We start from the raw sequence: 15728 nt of genomic DNA on the forward strand, positions 1-15728 counted from the left end.
ATGGGCAAACCTGCCGAAACAAATATTTGCACTCCGCAAGCAGATTTAGGCCCAAAGCTGACGCTTGAGGTGTTTGAACTATGATAAACCATATCCGTTGAATGCGGGCATTCATTGTGCTTGGAGAATAGGCCCATGATACTTGCGGCTGCCATTTTTCCTCAATCAGAAAATTGGCAGGTCCAGGGTCAGAACCATTTTGAAACCAATACTCAGAGGCCGGTAGACGGTACAAAGCTGTGCAGCTCGAAAGTTCGCTGTCCGTCCGCGCTGAACTTCTGGACCGAGTCCCCTAAACGCAGCACTGTCATACAGCGATAGCGCCCATTGTCGGCAACCATGGAAACGCAAACCTTATCTGTATCGGTGATGGCAAATGCGCCAGCACCGCTCCAGCCACCGTTCGTAAGCTCTCCGCTCACGACATTGTTCGGGTCATAGAAAAAGCGAAATCTCTTCTCTCCGGATGTGGCTGTGACAGTGTTTCCGATCAATAGCTCTGCGATCTGATCGGCGTTGAGGCGTTCGGCGCCGCTATTCAATGCCGCCTCAAGATCCGTTTCAGCGAATGCAGTGCTGCCCGCCAGAGCGAACGCGGCCGTCATGCAAAATGTTTTTAGTTGTGCCATATCATTTCTCCTAGTTGCTTTAGGGGATGCTACGGAGCGCGAACCCCCGAAAAACGCTACGCCCGGAGAACGCGCCGTGCTTGATCGGAAGCTGATTTTTTCTGACATTCATCTGACAATCCGCAAACTTCGTTGAGCCAAGGACATGGCGGAGTGTAGGTTTCAGTATGTACCGTTTCTTAGAGTTCCAACTTGATCCGACACAGGGATTGAACCGCAGTGGCGAACCGGTTGCTTTGGAACCTCAGGCCCTGCAATTGCTGGAATTTCTTGTCAGGAACCGAGACAGGATTGTTGGCAAGCAAGAGATCATTGATGAGATTTGGGGCGGCGCAGCGATCACGGATGCCGCGTTGAACACACGCATTCGATCCGTGCGCAAAGCCTTGGGCGATACTGCGGCAAGCTCAGACTACATCAAGACCTTTCCAAAGCGTGGGTTCCAATTTGTGGCCCCGGTTACATCGGATGAGCCGCCTGAGCGCATTACTCAAGCTCCCAAACGCGGCGTTCTTGTTGCGGGCGTTCTGTTGGCTTTGGCAATCGCTTTGCTGTCGCTCTCCATATTTGCCGACCGGCAGCGATTGCCGGACACCGGGAAACCCTCTTTGGCCGTTGTGCAGTTTGACAATATCGGGGACGAAAGAACGGGACAGTATTTCGTCGATGGTCTCACCGACGACCTGATCGCGCATCTGTCGCGGAACCGGGAACTCTTCGTTGTGTCCAGCGCGACGATGTTCTCTTACGCGAAGGATCAGGCAACCCCGATCGAAATCGCACGCGACCTGGGGGTTGGCTATGTTGTCCGCGGCAGCGTCCGCCGCGCCGATGGTCAGATGCGCATCAGCGGAGAACTCATTGATGTCGACAGCGCCGAAACCATCTGGGCCGAGGTTTTTGATCGTCAAGTAACGGATGTCTTTGACGTTCAGGACGAGATCAGTCGAGCCATCGCGGGTCAGTTGTTGCCTGAGATATATCAGTCCGGCGAAGAACGATCGCAGGAAAAACCGACCGAGGACATGGGTGCATGGGACCTGTATTTACGCGGTCGGGCGCGGCAGGCCGTGTTTTCGCAAGTGGCCCAGCAGGACGCGGTGACGTTTGCGCAGTCCGCCATCGCAGCCGATCCGGAATTCGCGGCAGCACACAGCCTGTTGGCCCGCGCGCTGGGAACGATATTCTTCTTTCAATGGTCAGATAACCCTCAAGACACGTTGATTGCCGCGACTGAGGCGGCGAAACGGGCAATTGAACTGGACGATCAGGACGCGCAGGCACATGCGGCTCTTGGTTATATTTACCGATTTACCGGAGAGGCCGATCCAGCCATCGCAAATCTCGAACGCGCTGTCGCGCTCAATCCCAATGACGCGCGTATCCGGCTGGAATTGGCGCACACTTATGACTGGTTCCGTATGCAGGACCTTGCCCTGCCCGAGATAGAGATGGCAATCCGGCTAAGTCCACGCGATCCGATGTTGCAAAACATGTACTTCTACCAGGGTCATATCCTGTTTCACCTGGAACGCTACGAAGAAGCGCTGGACGCAGCCCGGCAGTTAGGCGCGGTGGCAACAAGTAATACTTGGCGACTGTTTCATCACCTGTTGAGCGCGGCCACTCTTGCCGAGATTGGCAGGCAAGACGATGCCCAAGAGGCTGTCAACGATGCGCTTGAGATTAACCCCAAACTGTCAATCTCAGCGATGCGCAGGCAATTCGCAGGATCGAAGAACCATCCAGAAAACCGGCGGATCTGGTTGGCAAGTTTGCAAAAGGCGGGCGTGCCCGAATAAGAATTCAGCGCAACCCTTAGCCTTACCGCGCAGTGTCGTTCAGCCTGCACTCTCCTGAAGCGGGGCAAACTGTCCCTCGGGCATGTCCACAGCTCTGTAGGCTTCAACGAATGGCAGGATGTGCTCATCCGGGCGCGCAAAGCGCCGGTACATCCAGACGATGTCAGCAATTTTTATCCCCGGACGGATTTTGTTCAGCCTGTCCCGTGCGGCAATGGCGACGTCGCGCGGACCCAGTTCAGCCAGAATTGCGACTTCGATTGAGACCGACCACCAAATGTCCGGCTGTGCCCCCTTGCGATAGGTGCTCAGCGCTGTTTCATAATCTCCATTCAGGAAATGATACTCGGCCAGTGACTGATACCAGTTCGGGTCTGCAGCATTGGGGTCAAGCGCGATTGCATTCTCAACAAGAGCAGCGCCCAAATCCAGACGCCCGGACCATATGAATTCATAACCAATTTGCCCTTGCAGATACCGATCTGTCCCCAATGCCAGCGCCGTTTCAGCAGACGAGAAGAAACCGTCAAGATCGCGCTGAATCTGAAGCACAAGCGACAGAAGGAAGTGAGAGCGCGCAGAATACGGGTTCAGCGACACCGCGTTCCGAGCCGCCTCTTCCGCGCGTTGGATTTTCTCATCCTGTGTCCCTGGATACAGCCCGGTAAATAGCTTCACATCGGTCAGCAGTGCCTCGGCCAATTGCGCCCACCCGCGCCAATACTCGGGTTCGTCTTCGACGACCCGCAGGATACAGCCGCGGACGCGCTCTTGCATATCTCGCCGGTTCAGAAAACCAACGCGCAGCAGCGAACATTCATACGACGAGAGGTGTTCCGGAGGTTTCGCACGCGCATGACCAGCGTGAATGCGCTTGATCGCCCCACCCGCGTCACCCACAGCCGAGGCTACTTTTTCGGTAATGCTAAGTTGAACGTCTAGAATATTTGAAGTCGTGAGGCTTTCGTCATATGCGTCCGACCAGACCTGGAGCCCCGAGCTTGTGTCTATCAGTCGCGCCGTCAAGCGCAGCCGATCTGCAACCTGGCGGACAGAACCTTCCAGCACATAGTCAGCGCCGAACTTCTGCCGGATACTGCGCGGGTCACTTTCGTCCGGCCCAACGGAATGGGTGGATTGACGGGACAGTACGTTGAGGTCCTGGTAACTCCCTAGCTCAACGATGATGTCTTCGCCAATGCCAACAGCCAATAGATCGCGGGCGTCCGTATTGCTAAGGTTTTGAAACGGCAGAACCGCAATGGTCGGACCTGTTGGCTCTAACAACAGAGTAGCTTCATCAAAGGGCATGGCATCAAGCGGCTCGTGATCAATGCCGATCCACCACGTTATTAGGCCGACAGCCCCAAGACCAACCAGCACCGATGCACCGGTTATCAATGGAAGCTTGTTCGATCGCCGTTTAGATGTGGGCGCTCTGCCGGACATGACGCGGAAAACCCGAACCGGTTCAGCAATGTTCTTCAGGTTTTTCAGACCGAGATCGTCAAATTCGGCATCCACCTTACCCATTGCCTGCTGTGCGACACTCTCGGAAACCGCGACGCCGCCCTGGTCCGCCAAACTTTCAATGCGGGAGGCAACATTCACCCCGTCACCATAGAGGTCCCCATCAGCGATCATGACATCACCAAGGTTTATCCCGATCCGAAGTTGCAACCGCGACCCGTTGTCGAGGGCCGGAGCAGCCTCAGCCATTACCTTCTGGATCTCGACGCCACAGTTTACGGCATCGACAACCGAAGCAAACTCGACAAGAGCACCATCCCCCATCACCTTCACAAGGCGCCCGTGATGTCTTGCAATTGCGGGATCAAAAACCTCTGCACGCAGAGTTTTGAGAGCGGACAATACCCCTGCCTCGTCGCTGCCCATCAACGACGAATACCCTACGACATCGGCAGCCATGATCGCGGCGAGTCTGCGCTGCATGGGACCCTCCTGCTAGCAGTCTAACGGATGTCACCAAATCTCGACAGTGCATGCCCTTGTTGTAGTCAAACTACCTTTGCTGCGACGGCACAGACTGGATGTCCGCTTCACCGCGACGGCTCCTACTCTTTGCACCCGCAGCCAAATTCAACTTTCCGACCCCGTGTTCCGTTCCACATGGTCCCAGCATTGCTGACGCGGGTAGTACACATCCCCCTCGCCACCCTTATTCAGACGTATTGGTCGGCGGCCACTGCGTCACAAACAGAGGCCGGATCGCCTGAGCCTTGTTCTCAGAACTTGATGCCCGTTCGAAGGTTTCCAGCAAGCTTCTACTGGGCGGCATCCCGTCCAGCGCCAGGAGATTGACCGATTTCAACCGCGGATCAAGCGCTGCCTTGGCCTTCAGTGCGAACTCTTTCCGAGCGAAATCCCAATGCTCCGACAAGAAGACATCAATCGCGCCAGCGTGCACATCGACCGCCCTCATCACATCGTCATGGTAGGATTGAACCTGCGCGGCGGCGTCCGGTGCCAACAGCGGTAAGCTCTCGTCCAGCGCACTTTTGGCGAGTCAGGCCAACAGGTTCTTTTCATGCGCCGATCCGGCAAGCGCTTTGTGACGTATGACATAGGCGTAGGCATTGATTTTCAGCCTTTGGCCGACTTCAAACGCGATAGCGTATCCTTCGACGCCGTCTAATGCCCGTGCATCCGTCCAGAACCGGTGCATGTCATAGGCTCTGTCGAACTGCTCGCCAATCGAAACGCTATGCCGTGTGGCAACCGCCATCAACTCCATTTGCGGCATGTACGCCCCGGTCCGCATATGCCGGATCGCCGGCAAGGTCAGCAGCGGAACGTCGTAGGTCAGATCCGATCAGAGAGACAGGCTTACGAGCGGCCGACTCCTCTACCCGTCAAAAGCACGTAATTTCGGCAGGGCCGCGACTGATCCAGCGAATGTGATGGTTAAATCGACTAAAAAACATAGTCACCGACTAGCCCCACAGCGAAGATATTTTTCTGTCGAAGCTGCGAACAAACTTCGTCCTTTGGATTGGTCACATTATATCTTTCGCAAATAGGCCCAAGAGACATATCCCTTGAGCTGACGCACGCGATCTAGCGACACACGACACCAACGGGTGCTTCCGGTTTGCTCACAACTGTGAACCCGCACGGCGGTTCCATTTGGAAGGCCAACGATTACTATATAGCCCGTCCCCGGCCCAGCCCTCATCTTCAACATGTCACCGTCTTCGACACCATAAACCTCGTATCGCCCTAGAGAGGCCGCCGTAGCAGAGCCAATTGTCACGAGTATCCCGAGAACAAATGCCACCAGGGTGATGAAGATTGTGCCGCGCATTGGTTTTTCCTGCCTGTTTCCTCAGACCCTATCTTAGCGAGCCCGATCGACAAGCGGAACAACTCCCAGCAACAACTCTGGCAATTTGAACAACATTCAGAGTCCGTTAAGGCTAGTTGACAGATCGTGTTGCCAAAAGGTCTGGTAGGTTTGCCGGTGCTCCTCTGGCCCCCAGTCTTCTGCTTCACTCTTCCAGGACCTATTTGGGTTGTATTCGTCCGTTCTGTCCGTCCTAAGTGATTTTGGGACATATGGCTCTTTGATCTAAGAGAGGATTTGGTTCATCTGGTCGGATTAATTTTGCACTGGACTTGTGGTGAAGAAGGCGCCTGACTTCGATTGCCTTCTGTTTGATCCCTTCTCTTTAGTTATTAATGGTTTTCCCGGGTGCCAAGCAAACATCCTATGGCAGAAGGTTTTGTAGGCCTTTTGCCATACCAAAGCGCGGGTGTCAGCATTGTTAAGCAGGATCTAGATACCCGTCCGATTTGCGATTTCTGAAGGTACTCGCGCCTCGGTCGAGAGGTGAATGTAAGACAAACGGATGATCGGCTCTGACTAACTTTGGCCGAGCCATTTTCACAGGCGCTTCGCCATCATTCGCCGCATGAGCAAATCTGAGGGCAGCTCGGTTTCAAATTGCGCAAACATAGTTGCCTTCGGCTGGACCCTTGCCATTGAAAGAGTCGGTTGCACACCTCAGCTATCCAAAAAGTCGGATACAAGGTGTTGAAACAGCTCGGATTTCTCCGCATGGAGCGCGTGGGCGCAGGCCGGTACGACCGCAAGCGATGTATTGGGGATCGCCTCCCAGAGCATATTAGTTTGGCTCCATGGATATGTTCGGTCATGATCTCCCCAAAGGACGAGAGTTTCCTGTTGGATTTGGGACAGGTTCTGTTCCCCTGACCAGATTTTCATCGCGTCTAAGCCGGTCTCCAGGGCCGGCAGCGTTGTTTGAGCGGCAATAGTGGCACAGTGTTCATATCCTGGTGCAGCTTCGCGATCCAGAAACCAAGTCGCAGCAATACGACGTGCGGTGGCGGTGGGACCATCTTCGGCTGCGCGCCTTTTGCTGTCTTCGATGGTCTCAAACCGTCCTGGTAAGACGCCGATTCCTCCAGTTGCGTAGAGTATCAAGAGTTCGACACTCTCGCTGTCGCGAAGCGCAATTTCCTGAGCGATCATGCCGCCCATGGAGTGACCCAGCAGATGATACTCCTCCACTCCAAGGCCGCGGAGATGCCGGACGACCCAATCCGCATATCCGCCAATGCTGTCGATTGGCGGCAGATGGGCATTTGCTCCGAACCCGGGCAGGTCGACGGCAATCACATCAGCATGCTGCTGCAGTGTATCGCGACATCCATCCCATTGTGCGCTGCCCCCCATGAAGCCATGAACAAGGACAAGGGGGGTCACTTTCGCTGACCTTGAACGATCCGGTCAAGGATCATCGCGCAGAATAGAATGGCAAAGCCTGCGAGGATACCCTGGCCCACATTGGCGTATTGCAGCGCCTCGAGGACGTCTTCGCCCAGCCCTTTCGCACCAATAAGTGAGGCCACGACGACCATGGCCAGCGACAGCATGATTGTCTGGTTGATGCCTGCGCGAATGGAGGGGCTGGCGAGCGGAAGATCGACCTTGGTGAGAAGGTACCACTTGTTGGCGCCAAAACTGATCGCGGCTTCACGTACGCTTTCAGGCACACCACGCAGGCCCAAAACGGTAAGGCGTACCACGGGTGTCCCACCGAAGATCATAGTGACAATGACTGCCGCTGGTTTACCAACCCCGAAAAAGGCAATCACAGGCACCATGAAGACAAAAGCAGGCATGGTCTGCATGAAATCCATGATCGGTTGGATGACCGCGTAGAAGCGCGGTCGACGCGCAGAGAACATGCCCAAAGGAATGCCAATCACGATGGAAAGCAGCGCCGCAGTGCCGAGAAGCGCTAACGTCGTCATAGCTTTTTCCCAAAAGCCGAGAAGGCCCATATAGGCCAGAAAGGCACCTGACCAAATAGCCATACGCAAGCCAGCCGTGAGCCAGGTCAACAGAACGATCAGCGCGGCCACCACGATCCAAGGAGTCTGAACCAACGCCACCTCCATGGCATCCAGCAACCAGCGAATAGCTGCGGTGAGACCGTCAAAGAACGCCACACTGTTGGCGACGCACCAGGCGATAAATGCCTCTACGCTGTCAATACTGGCCAGGCGAATTGAGTTATCTGTCGGAAATTCGCTAAGAAATGAAAAACGGCCCGGGAAGCTGTAGTGGATCATTGCGGTCGCGACTAACAGGATCATGAAACCCGCGCTGAAGACAATCTGACTGACCGGCATGCCAGAGCGAATGGTGCGGTCCGATAGCCAGTCAGAAAACCGTGCCTCCAGCGCCCAGTTGGCGGCCACAGCCTGTATGAGCTTGGCCACAAGCAAGATGGCAACACCGGTGAGCGCAATCGACGGCCCTTGCGCGGCGAGCAACTCTGCCTCGGCGCGGAAGCCCTCAATATTGGCCTCCAACCCTTCGATCTGGCGCTGGATGGCTGCGGCTCGATCCGAGCCGCTCTCTTGGGCGGCCGCAAGCTGCTGGTAGCGCAAATCGAGCGTACCTTCGATCGAGGTCACACGGGCCAGCGCGTCTGCTCCCAGATCTCCGAATAAGCCCCGCGCGATCTGCACAAAGCCGATCGCCTCGACTACAAGAAAGGCCAATGCCCAGGACCAAAGTCCGCGTGCACCGAACCAGATCGGACCAAAGAGCCCGGCCATCACATTGAAGGTTGCCGTAAAGCGCGCGGACGCCCCGATCTTGTCGAAGTTGCGGATGTAGTAATCGGGGCTTGTGCGCACAAAGGTTCGGATATTCTCGCGGCGTTCCTCGGCATAGGCCTGCGCGGCTTCGCTTTCTGTGTCTTCAAGGGGGTTCACACCAAGATCTTCGCTCATGACATTTCCGTCCCTTCAATCACGGTGCGCAATAAATCTGCGCGAGTGATGACACCTTTGTCCTCGCCGCCTTCGGAAACCAGAACCGGCCGTTCGTCGTCGATGGCTCGCGTAATCAAAGCTGAAAGCGTCTCATTGTGGTCCACCCGATCAATGTCAGCAGGCAGTGGGCCGTGCGTAGCGAGATAGCTGTCCAAGGGCTGCATCGCCGCATGAGCATGCACCACCTTCAAGCGCGATATCCCGGCTACGAAATCAGCGACGTAGTCATCAGCGGGATGCATGACAATGTCCTCAGCCGAGCCGATCTGCACCATCTTGCCGTCACGCATGATCGCAATCCGGTCTCCAATGCGAACGGCCTCATCAAGGTCGTGGGTGATGAAGATCGTGGTCTTCTTAAGGATTTTGGACAGCCGGATGAACTCATCCTGCAACTGCCGCCGGATCAGGGGATCAAGTGCGGAGAATGGCTCATCCATCAATAGAACATCAGGATTGGCCGCGAGCGCACGGGCAAGCCCCACACGCTGCTGCATACCACCAGAGAGTTCGTGAGCGAATTTCGACCCCCACGCCCCCAGTTCGACAATGTCGAGAATGGCGGCCGCCTGCCGCATACGCTCGTTTTTGGCGACCTGGCGGATTTCCAGCGGCATTGCCACGTTGTCGAGGACCGAACGGTGGGGCATCAGAGCAAAATTCTGGAACACCATGCCGATTTTCCGGTTGCGGAAAGCCTGAAGCTCCTTTGTGCCGAGCGCCATGACGTCCGTGCCCTCGATCTCGATCTTGCCCGCCGTCGGTTCGAGCAGGCGATTGAAATGGCGCACGAGTGTGGATTTGCCGCTCCCTGATAGGCCCATGATACAAAAGATCTCACCGCGATTGACGTTGAGGCTGACATCGGCCACGCCCACCACCGCGTTGAATTCAGCAAGGACTTCAGCCTTGGTCAGCCCCCGCGCACGAATGGCTTCCAGAGCGGCCTCTGGTTTTGCCCCGAAGATTTTCCAGATATTGGAAATTTCGATTACAGTCTCGTCGCTCATCCGCCCACCCGTGCGTGCCTTTAAGTGGGGCGGCACCGCTAGGTGCTGCCCGTTGTCTATTGGTCTGGCTCAGAGACCCAGCATCGCATCTACGCGCTCGGAATTGGCGTTAACCCACTCGGCCGCAACTTCCTCAGCATCGCGCCCATTGGCACTGATCTCGAAGGCCAGCGAGCTCACGTCATCGGCGGTTAGGGAGAAGTTCGCGAAGAATTCCGCAATCGCCGGTGAGCGATCCCCAAGCGAGTTGGACCAGGCGATCTGAACTTCCTTCAGAGCGTCCTTACTGGCCACCATGGACTTGTTGTACCAGTCAGGGTCGTCGGAGGGCTGCACCATCACGTATTTTCCAGGGTCATAAGTCGGTTCGGTCAGCATCACCACGTCAAACATGTACCAGACGGCATGCGGCTCATAGCAGTAAAAGGCATATCCTTCTTTTTTGGCGATACTGTCCTTGATGCGCGCTGTCTTCACAGCTTCCTCGGCACGGATTGGATCAATAAAGTCCAACAGGCCATAATCGCGGACTTTCACCTCGTTCACATTGGCCGAAGCCCAGCCGGGTGCGCCGATCCACATCTCACCCTTGCCATTGCCATCGCTGTCCATCGCGGCCGCCACATCAGGGCGTCCAAGGTCCGCGATGTCGGTGATATTCATCTCTGCTGCAAAGTCTTTGGAGACGCAGAAACCCTGATTGCCCTGATAGGGGTTCGATGACAACGTTACGGTGCCAGCCCCATCAACATATTGCTTGGTGAATGCTTCCTGATTAGGCAGCCATACATCAGGGTGCACATCGATATCACCCTTACCCTGATCCATCGCTTGAAAAATCGTGGCGTTGTTACCGGGCACATACTCCACCGTGCCGCCAATGCGGGTGGTCACGATCTCACCCAAGACATGGGCAATAGCCTGTGCGCCTGTCCAAGTGGGAACGCCGATCTTAACCTCTTCAGCGGCGAGTGGCGCGCCGAGAGCTGAAACCAAAGCCGCGCTGATCAAGTATTTTTTTAGTTTCATTTGATATCTCCTTGTTGGTTTGTTGTAGATTTCAGGCCACGTAGCCAGGAAGTTCAAAGGTTTCGGGATAGCCAAACAGTGCTGCGCTTCCGCCGGTGTGCAGAAAGACGACATTGTCCATCCCATCGAAATAGCCTTTGCGGGTTTGGTCGATGAGACCATCCAACCCTTTGCCCGAATAGACCGGGTCGAACAAAAGCCCTTCGGTACGGGCCAACAGCTTGAGCGCGTCAATCATCCCTTTGGTGGGAAGACCATATCCTGCACCGACGTAGTCGCAGTTTGCGCGCACATTTTCTCGCGCAATGGGCGTGTCCGTCTCCATATAGTCGACAGTACGCACGGCCAGATCATGTACCATGCCTTCCTGTTTGTCTTGTGGGGCCCGCACGCCGATGCCCAAAAGGTGAATGTCACTTTCAAGTGCTGCAAGACCGGCGACCAATCCGGCTTGTGTGCCCGAGCTGCCGGTCGCATGGACCAGCGCGTCGATTTTTAAGCCGGCATGGGCGGCCTGTTCGCATAACTCGCGCGCGCAATTCACGTAGCCCAAAGCCCCGATCGGGTTCGATCCACCGCCGGGAATGATGTAAGGGGTTTTGCCTTCTGTCTTCATCTGCGCGGCGCAGGCTTCCATCTCGGCATTCATGTCCGCACCACCGGGACGCTTGGCGACGCTGGCGCCATGCAAACGATCCAACAGGACATTTCCATTCAGAATATAGTTCGGATCATTGGAACCCGTACGATCCTCAAGCAGGATATGGCACGCAAGGCCAAGTTTTGCGGCCGCCGCCGCTGTTTGGCGCGCGTGATTAGATTGCGTCGCCCCCTGCGTGATGATGGTATCTGCACCTTTCTGGACTGCGTCAGCCATCAGAAATTCTAGCTTACGGGTCTTGTTCCCACCCGACGAGAGGCCGGTGCAATCATCCCGTTTGACCCATAAACGCGGACCGCCCAAAACCTCGCTCAGGCGATCCATCGGCTCCAAAGGCGTAGGAAGATGACCAAGCGATACCCGGGGAAATTTCGCCAGCGTCAGCGATAGCTCCTTGCACAAGCTCAAAACCATCTCCGGCGCGACCATCGTGTCACTGCCGGTCATCTGAATTGTCTCAGCCACCACACTCTCCCTGCTTTTGCCCACAGCCAAACAGTTTCAAAAGAAAAAGAATAAAAACAGTGCATATTTCGCAGGCTGCCCATACATTTTCTTTGGGTATAACGGAGATGCGGATGAATATGCTGTGGTTTGACGATGTTCTGGCCCTTCTGGAAGAGCGGAACATGACACGGGCCGCGGCCCGCAGAAACATCACGCAACCCGCGTTCTCAAGGCGTATTCGCAGTTTTGAGGAGTGGTTGGGGATTGAAGTTCTCGATCGCAAATCGAACCGGGTCGAGATCAGTCTGGCACTGGCCTCGAACGAAGCCGAAATCCGCTCTTTGATCGCCAGATTAAATGACCTGCGCACAAAAATTGCGCAACATGGCCCCACCGTTTCGATTGTGACGATCGCCGCAACACACGCATCGGTCGTCTCCACCTTCCCTGATATGGCATTGCGTGCACGTACAACGTTCAAGGGGCTCCGGTTTCGTCTTAGAACGGCCAATCTGAACGATTGTGTCACTCTGTTCCTGCGCGGCGATACCAACATGCTGCTATGCTATGAGGCGCAAACCGTCGCTCCAATGCCCTTCGGAGCAGGCATTCGTCGCGGCACTTGGGGTCACGACTACCTCATTCCAGTCATCGGTGGCGGATTGCGGTACGCAGTGCGCGGAAACGGTGACGTGCCTTTGGATACGCCGGCCATCGTCTATCCCGAAAACAGCTACTTTGGTGAGGCATTGAACAAGAGCAAACTTCCGTTCGGAACCGCCGATTTCAGCAAAAACCCCGTTTGCCAGACGGCTTTTTCAAGTGGGGCAAAGGAAATGATCCTGAACGGTCTCGGTATTGGTTGGCTGCCGTTCAGCATGGTGCACAAGGAAATTGAAAGCGGCGAGCTGATCTCCCTACGCAACCAATTGGGTCAGGAAAAGCTCGACGTGGTGGTCTATGCCCACAACCAGACCGAGATAGCGAAAACGTTGCTTGATTTCTGGACGAACAAGCCGTCTTCAAAGTCTAGAGTGGACAAAATGCCCGCTCTGGCCAGAGGTCAAGACAATCCGTTGGAACCGAATTTTGAGTGACGGAACCCTTCGAAATGAAGCCGTAACCCTTTGGCGTCTTGGCAGCAAACGGACCAGTCTTGGATGTGGACGGCCCTACTCCCTGGCAGCGCACAGAAGACCGTCTTCCTCAATTGTGCGGCGGATTGCGACTCGCTTGCATTTCCTGAACGCGATCGGGCCAAGTTGACCTGATATAAGCCAGAATATCCCAAATCTCAGTGTTGGTGAGTTCATCACTAAATCCCGGCATGCCGCTTTCAAAGCCAGTGACCCCGCGCACGGCTAACGCTGCTTCGCCACCAAGTCGTGTGTACTCAAAGAGAAGCTGGTTATCATGGTGCCAAGTGTGCCCTGTCTCGTCATGCGGTGGTGCAGGCAGAACACCATTGTCATCAGGAGTCTGCCAATTTGGCTGTCCTTCCAGATTGATGCCATGGCAGGACGCGCAGTGTTCGCCGTAAAGAACACGCCCATTAGTCAAATCTCGGTCTTCCATTTCGTGGCTGGCAATTGCTTCGCTCGCAACGCCACATAGAGCCAGTACCAGCAAGCGTTTCATACGACTTCCACCCATGTTTTCATGCCAGCCGCCTGATGCCCTAGCATGTGACAGTGCAACAGCCATTTACCGGGATTGTCGAACACGCAAACGATTTCGCGGGTCTCACCAGGATTGATCAGCGCCGTATCCCGGAAAGCGCCTAAGCTGCTGTCCGCCCCGACTTCAAAGAAATGATGCCCGTGCAGATGGATGCCATGCGGGAAACGGGTGTCGTTCACCAGACTTATGCGCGCCGTTTGGCCACGTTCAAACTTGTGGAGCGGCGTATCCGATAGGCCAGATTGTCCGTTGAATGCCCAAATGTCAGTTTGCGTGCTTGCGGGACGGCTCATCGCCCCGCCTTGCATGGTGAGCGACAGGTCCAACGCATTGTCCAGATCCGGCTGCTTCCGCTCGTTTGGTGGCAGCGTGGGAATCGCGGACGGTTGCCGCGTGGTGTTTACCCCTTCGACCGGAATTTCACCCAACAGGTAAGGATCGTCGCGCGTTGGGAAAACAAAGGCGATGTGATCAGCTGATGTTACGTCAGCAATGATATCTAAGCGTTGAGCCGGTGAGAGAATGAGGTTTGAAACCTCTTGCGGGTCCGGCAGTGGCATGCCGTCGAACGCAACGATTTTGCCGTCGATGCCTTCAAGCTCAATTGGAAATATCCGGTCTGTTGCGACATTGATCAACCGCAAGCGCACGCGATCACCGAGCCGGACCGGCGTACTCGGTTCGACAAGCGCGCGGGCATAGTTCCCCAACCGCCCTTGATGCGCCTGGTCGTGCCTGTTCTCAAAGCCGTCGACAAGCGCTCCGTCTTCGGTGATGCGCCAGTCGTCAATCATAACAATAAGATCGTGATCCACATCGGGTGGGGTTAGCTCCTCAACGATCAGCGGCCCGTAGAGACCTCTGGCGACCTGTTCCCAGGATCGGTTGTGGGAGTGATACCAGAACGTGCCAGCATCGGGTGCTCGAAAGCTGTATTCGAACTCAGCACCCTTCTCGACAACGTCTTGGGTCATCCCCGGCACGCCATCCATCGAATTGTCGATGCGCAGCCCGTGCCAATGGACGGCAGAACCTTCACCAATCTGATTCAGGAACCGAATATCAAATGTATCACCCTGACGGGCGCGAAGCACCGGACCGGGCGTACTGCCATTAAAGCCAAGCATCGGAGTTGCCGGATCACCTTCGGGCAGAATTTGCGCATTGACCGGCTGTGCGACCAGTTCAAAGGGCGCTGATGCAAGAGCGATGCGCGGTGCCAGTGCCGCAGCGCATGTTGTGAACAGGAAGTCTCGCCTTTTCATAGAATGCCTCAATTCGGTAGGGTCAGAACGCTGGTGAGCGTCGCGGTGGCGACAAGCACCATCAGTATGACCGTAGTTTCGATTTCAATCGAGCGCGCTAGATGACGCGCCGCCTTATCGTCCCCTGCTTGCATGGCTGGAACGAAGCGGAGTTTATTTACGGCCGCCAACGTCAGGACCACTCCTACAAATGCAATTTTGATCAGAAGGGTTTGACCGTACCCGGTAGTCGTCAGCGCCCTCACATCGCCCAACAACATCCAAGCCATTATTAGCCCTGCCAAAATCATAGCAGGGACAACAATCGAAGCCGCCTGGCCAAATCGATGGCCCAACTTGGCTGCGTCGCTCAGATATTCTTGCCGTAGCGAAAGGGTGCGCAACGGTACGAGGATGCCGATCCAAAACGCGACCCCTAAAAGGTGCAAGAGCAAGAGCAAGCGAACACCTATTGGTTCCAATTCAGGAATATGCCCAACCTGAGCAAAGGACCACAAAGCAAGCAATCCACCCGCGAGGGCGATCCATTGCCCAACAAAGGGAATAAACACTCCGGCGAGGATTAGTATGGCTCCAGTGATCCGATAGACGAGAACGTCGCCAACCGATGTCTGCCACAACAGACCGAGCATTTCAGGATCGATCATCCCATCGGCCCCACCCGTCAGGGCAGCGCCAAGCAGCATGAACCCTAGGACAGAGGCAACAAGCGCAAGCGCCACCAACAGCACAACCTGCAGACGCACCCTATCGCTGAGAGGCGACAAAAGGTCGGTGAAAGCAATCTGAGTGATCAAAAGCCCAGTCGAACCGCCAATACCGACATAGAGTATCAGTTTGGACAGTATTGCGCCTATTCCCCAGATATCGGGCAT

General features: G+C 55.5%; 15 protein-coding genes. 2 read left to right on the forward strand and 13 right to left on the reverse strand.

All coding sequences use genetic code 11. From position 1 onward, the window contains the following. Window positions 1-212 precede the first annotated feature (212 nt). The gene (locus ACR0IP_RS08765; RefSeq protein ID WP_170377030.1) at window positions 213-629 is read right to left on the reverse strand and encodes a hypothetical protein; all 417 of its coding nucleotides are present in this window, start codon (window positions 627-629) and stop codon (window positions 213-215) included. Between the two features lie 167 nt (window positions 630-796). Between ACR0IP_RS08765 and ACR0IP_RS08770 the strand changes: the two genes are divergently transcribed. After that, a complete protein-coding gene (locus ACR0IP_RS08770; RefSeq protein WP_480525036.1) occupies window positions 797-2431 on the forward strand; it encodes a winged helix-turn-helix domain-containing tetratricopeptide repeat protein in 1635 nt (544 codons plus the stop codon). Window positions 2432-2470: 39 nt separating this feature from the next. On the opposite strand, the gene ACR0IP_RS08775 is transcribed toward ACR0IP_RS08770, so the two are convergent. The 9 genes from ACR0IP_RS08775 to cuyA all read right to left on the reverse strand — a co-directional run bounded on the left by ACR0IP_RS08775 (window position 2471) and on the right by cuyA (window position 11845). Then, a complete protein-coding gene (locus tag ACR0IP_RS08775) occupies window positions 2471-4384 on the reverse strand; it encodes an adenylate/guanylate cyclase domain-containing protein (protein WP_480525037.1) in 1914 nt (637 codons plus the stop codon). A 226-nt stretch (window positions 4385-4610) separates the two neighbouring features. Continuing rightward, a complete protein-coding gene (locus ACR0IP_RS08780; protein ID WP_480525039.1) occupies window positions 4611-4922 on the reverse strand; it encodes a hypothetical protein in 312 nt (103 codons plus the stop codon). Between the two features lie 36 nt (window positions 4923-4958). After that, the gene (locus ACR0IP_RS08785) at window positions 4959-5195 is read right to left on the reverse strand and encodes a hypothetical protein (protein WP_170377021.1); all 237 of its coding nucleotides are present in this window, start codon (window positions 5193-5195) and stop codon (window positions 4959-4961) included. A 258-nt stretch (window positions 5196-5453) separates the two neighbouring features. Next, entirely contained in the window at window positions 5454-5756 is a 303-nt protein-coding gene (locus ACR0IP_RS08790; RefSeq protein WP_480525041.1) for an SH3 domain-containing protein, read from the reverse strand. Window positions 5757-6455: 699 nt separating this feature from the next. Beyond that, complete coding sequence (locus ACR0IP_RS08795; RefSeq protein WP_480525043.1) at window positions 6456-7178, reverse strand: alpha/beta fold hydrolase; 723 nt, start codon at window positions 7176-7178, stop codon at window positions 6456-6458. Further along, complete coding sequence (locus ACR0IP_RS08800; RefSeq protein ID WP_170377015.1) at window positions 7175-8719, reverse strand: ABC transporter permease subunit; 1545 nt, start codon at window positions 8717-8719, stop codon at window positions 7175-7177. Before ACR0IP_RS08800 ends, ACR0IP_RS08795 begins: the two co-directional genes overlap by 4 nt. Continuing rightward, window positions 8716-9771 (reverse strand): betaine/proline/choline family ABC transporter ATP-binding protein, encoded by a 1056-nt coding sequence (locus ACR0IP_RS08805; RefSeq protein ID WP_170472413.1) that lies wholly within the window; start codon window positions 9769-9771, stop codon window positions 8716-8718. Before ACR0IP_RS08805 ends, ACR0IP_RS08800 begins: the two co-directional genes overlap by 4 nt. A 69-nt stretch (window positions 9772-9840) precedes the next feature. Next, on the reverse strand, window positions 9841-10800 hold the full coding sequence (locus ACR0IP_RS08810; protein WP_480525046.1) for an ABC transporter substrate-binding protein: 960 nt from the start codon (window positions 10798-10800) through the stop codon (window positions 9841-9843). Between the two features lie 31 nt (window positions 10801-10831). Then, complete coding sequence (gene cuyA, locus ACR0IP_RS08815) at window positions 10832-11845, reverse strand: D-cysteate sulfo-lyase (protein ID WP_480525153.1); 1014 nt, start codon at window positions 11843-11845, stop codon at window positions 10832-10834. A gap of 68 nt (window positions 11846-11913) precedes the next feature. Between cuyA and ACR0IP_RS08820 the strand changes: the two genes are divergently transcribed. After that, window positions 11914-13005, forward strand: coding sequence for a LysR family transcriptional regulator (locus ACR0IP_RS08820; RefSeq protein ID WP_480525048.1), 1092 nt, complete (start codon window positions 11914-11916; stop codon window positions 13003-13005). 109 nt (window positions 13006-13114) lie between these two features. On the opposite strand, the gene ACR0IP_RS08825 is transcribed toward ACR0IP_RS08820, so the two are convergent. Genes ACR0IP_RS08825 through ACR0IP_RS08835 form a run of 3 tightly spaced genes read right to left on the reverse strand, consistent with a single transcriptional unit; the run spans window position 13115 to window position 15728 of the window. After that, entirely contained in the window at window positions 13115-13546 is a 432-nt protein-coding gene (locus ACR0IP_RS08825; protein WP_170377010.1) for a cytochrome c, read from the reverse strand. Further along, window positions 13543-14853, reverse strand: a complete 1311-nt coding sequence (locus ACR0IP_RS08830) for a multicopper oxidase family protein (RefSeq protein WP_480525050.1) — start codon at window positions 14851-14853, stop codon at window positions 13543-13545. The genes ACR0IP_RS08825 and ACR0IP_RS08830 overlap by 4 nt, the downstream gene beginning before the upstream one ends. Before the next feature lie 8 nt (window positions 14854-14861). After that, window positions 14862-15728: a copper resistance D family protein gene (locus tag ACR0IP_RS08835; protein ID WP_480525052.1), complete on the reverse strand. Its 867-nt coding sequence runs from the start codon at window positions 15726-15728 to the stop codon at window positions 14862-14864.

This window comes from Ruegeria sp. AL11, assembly GCF_056540865.1.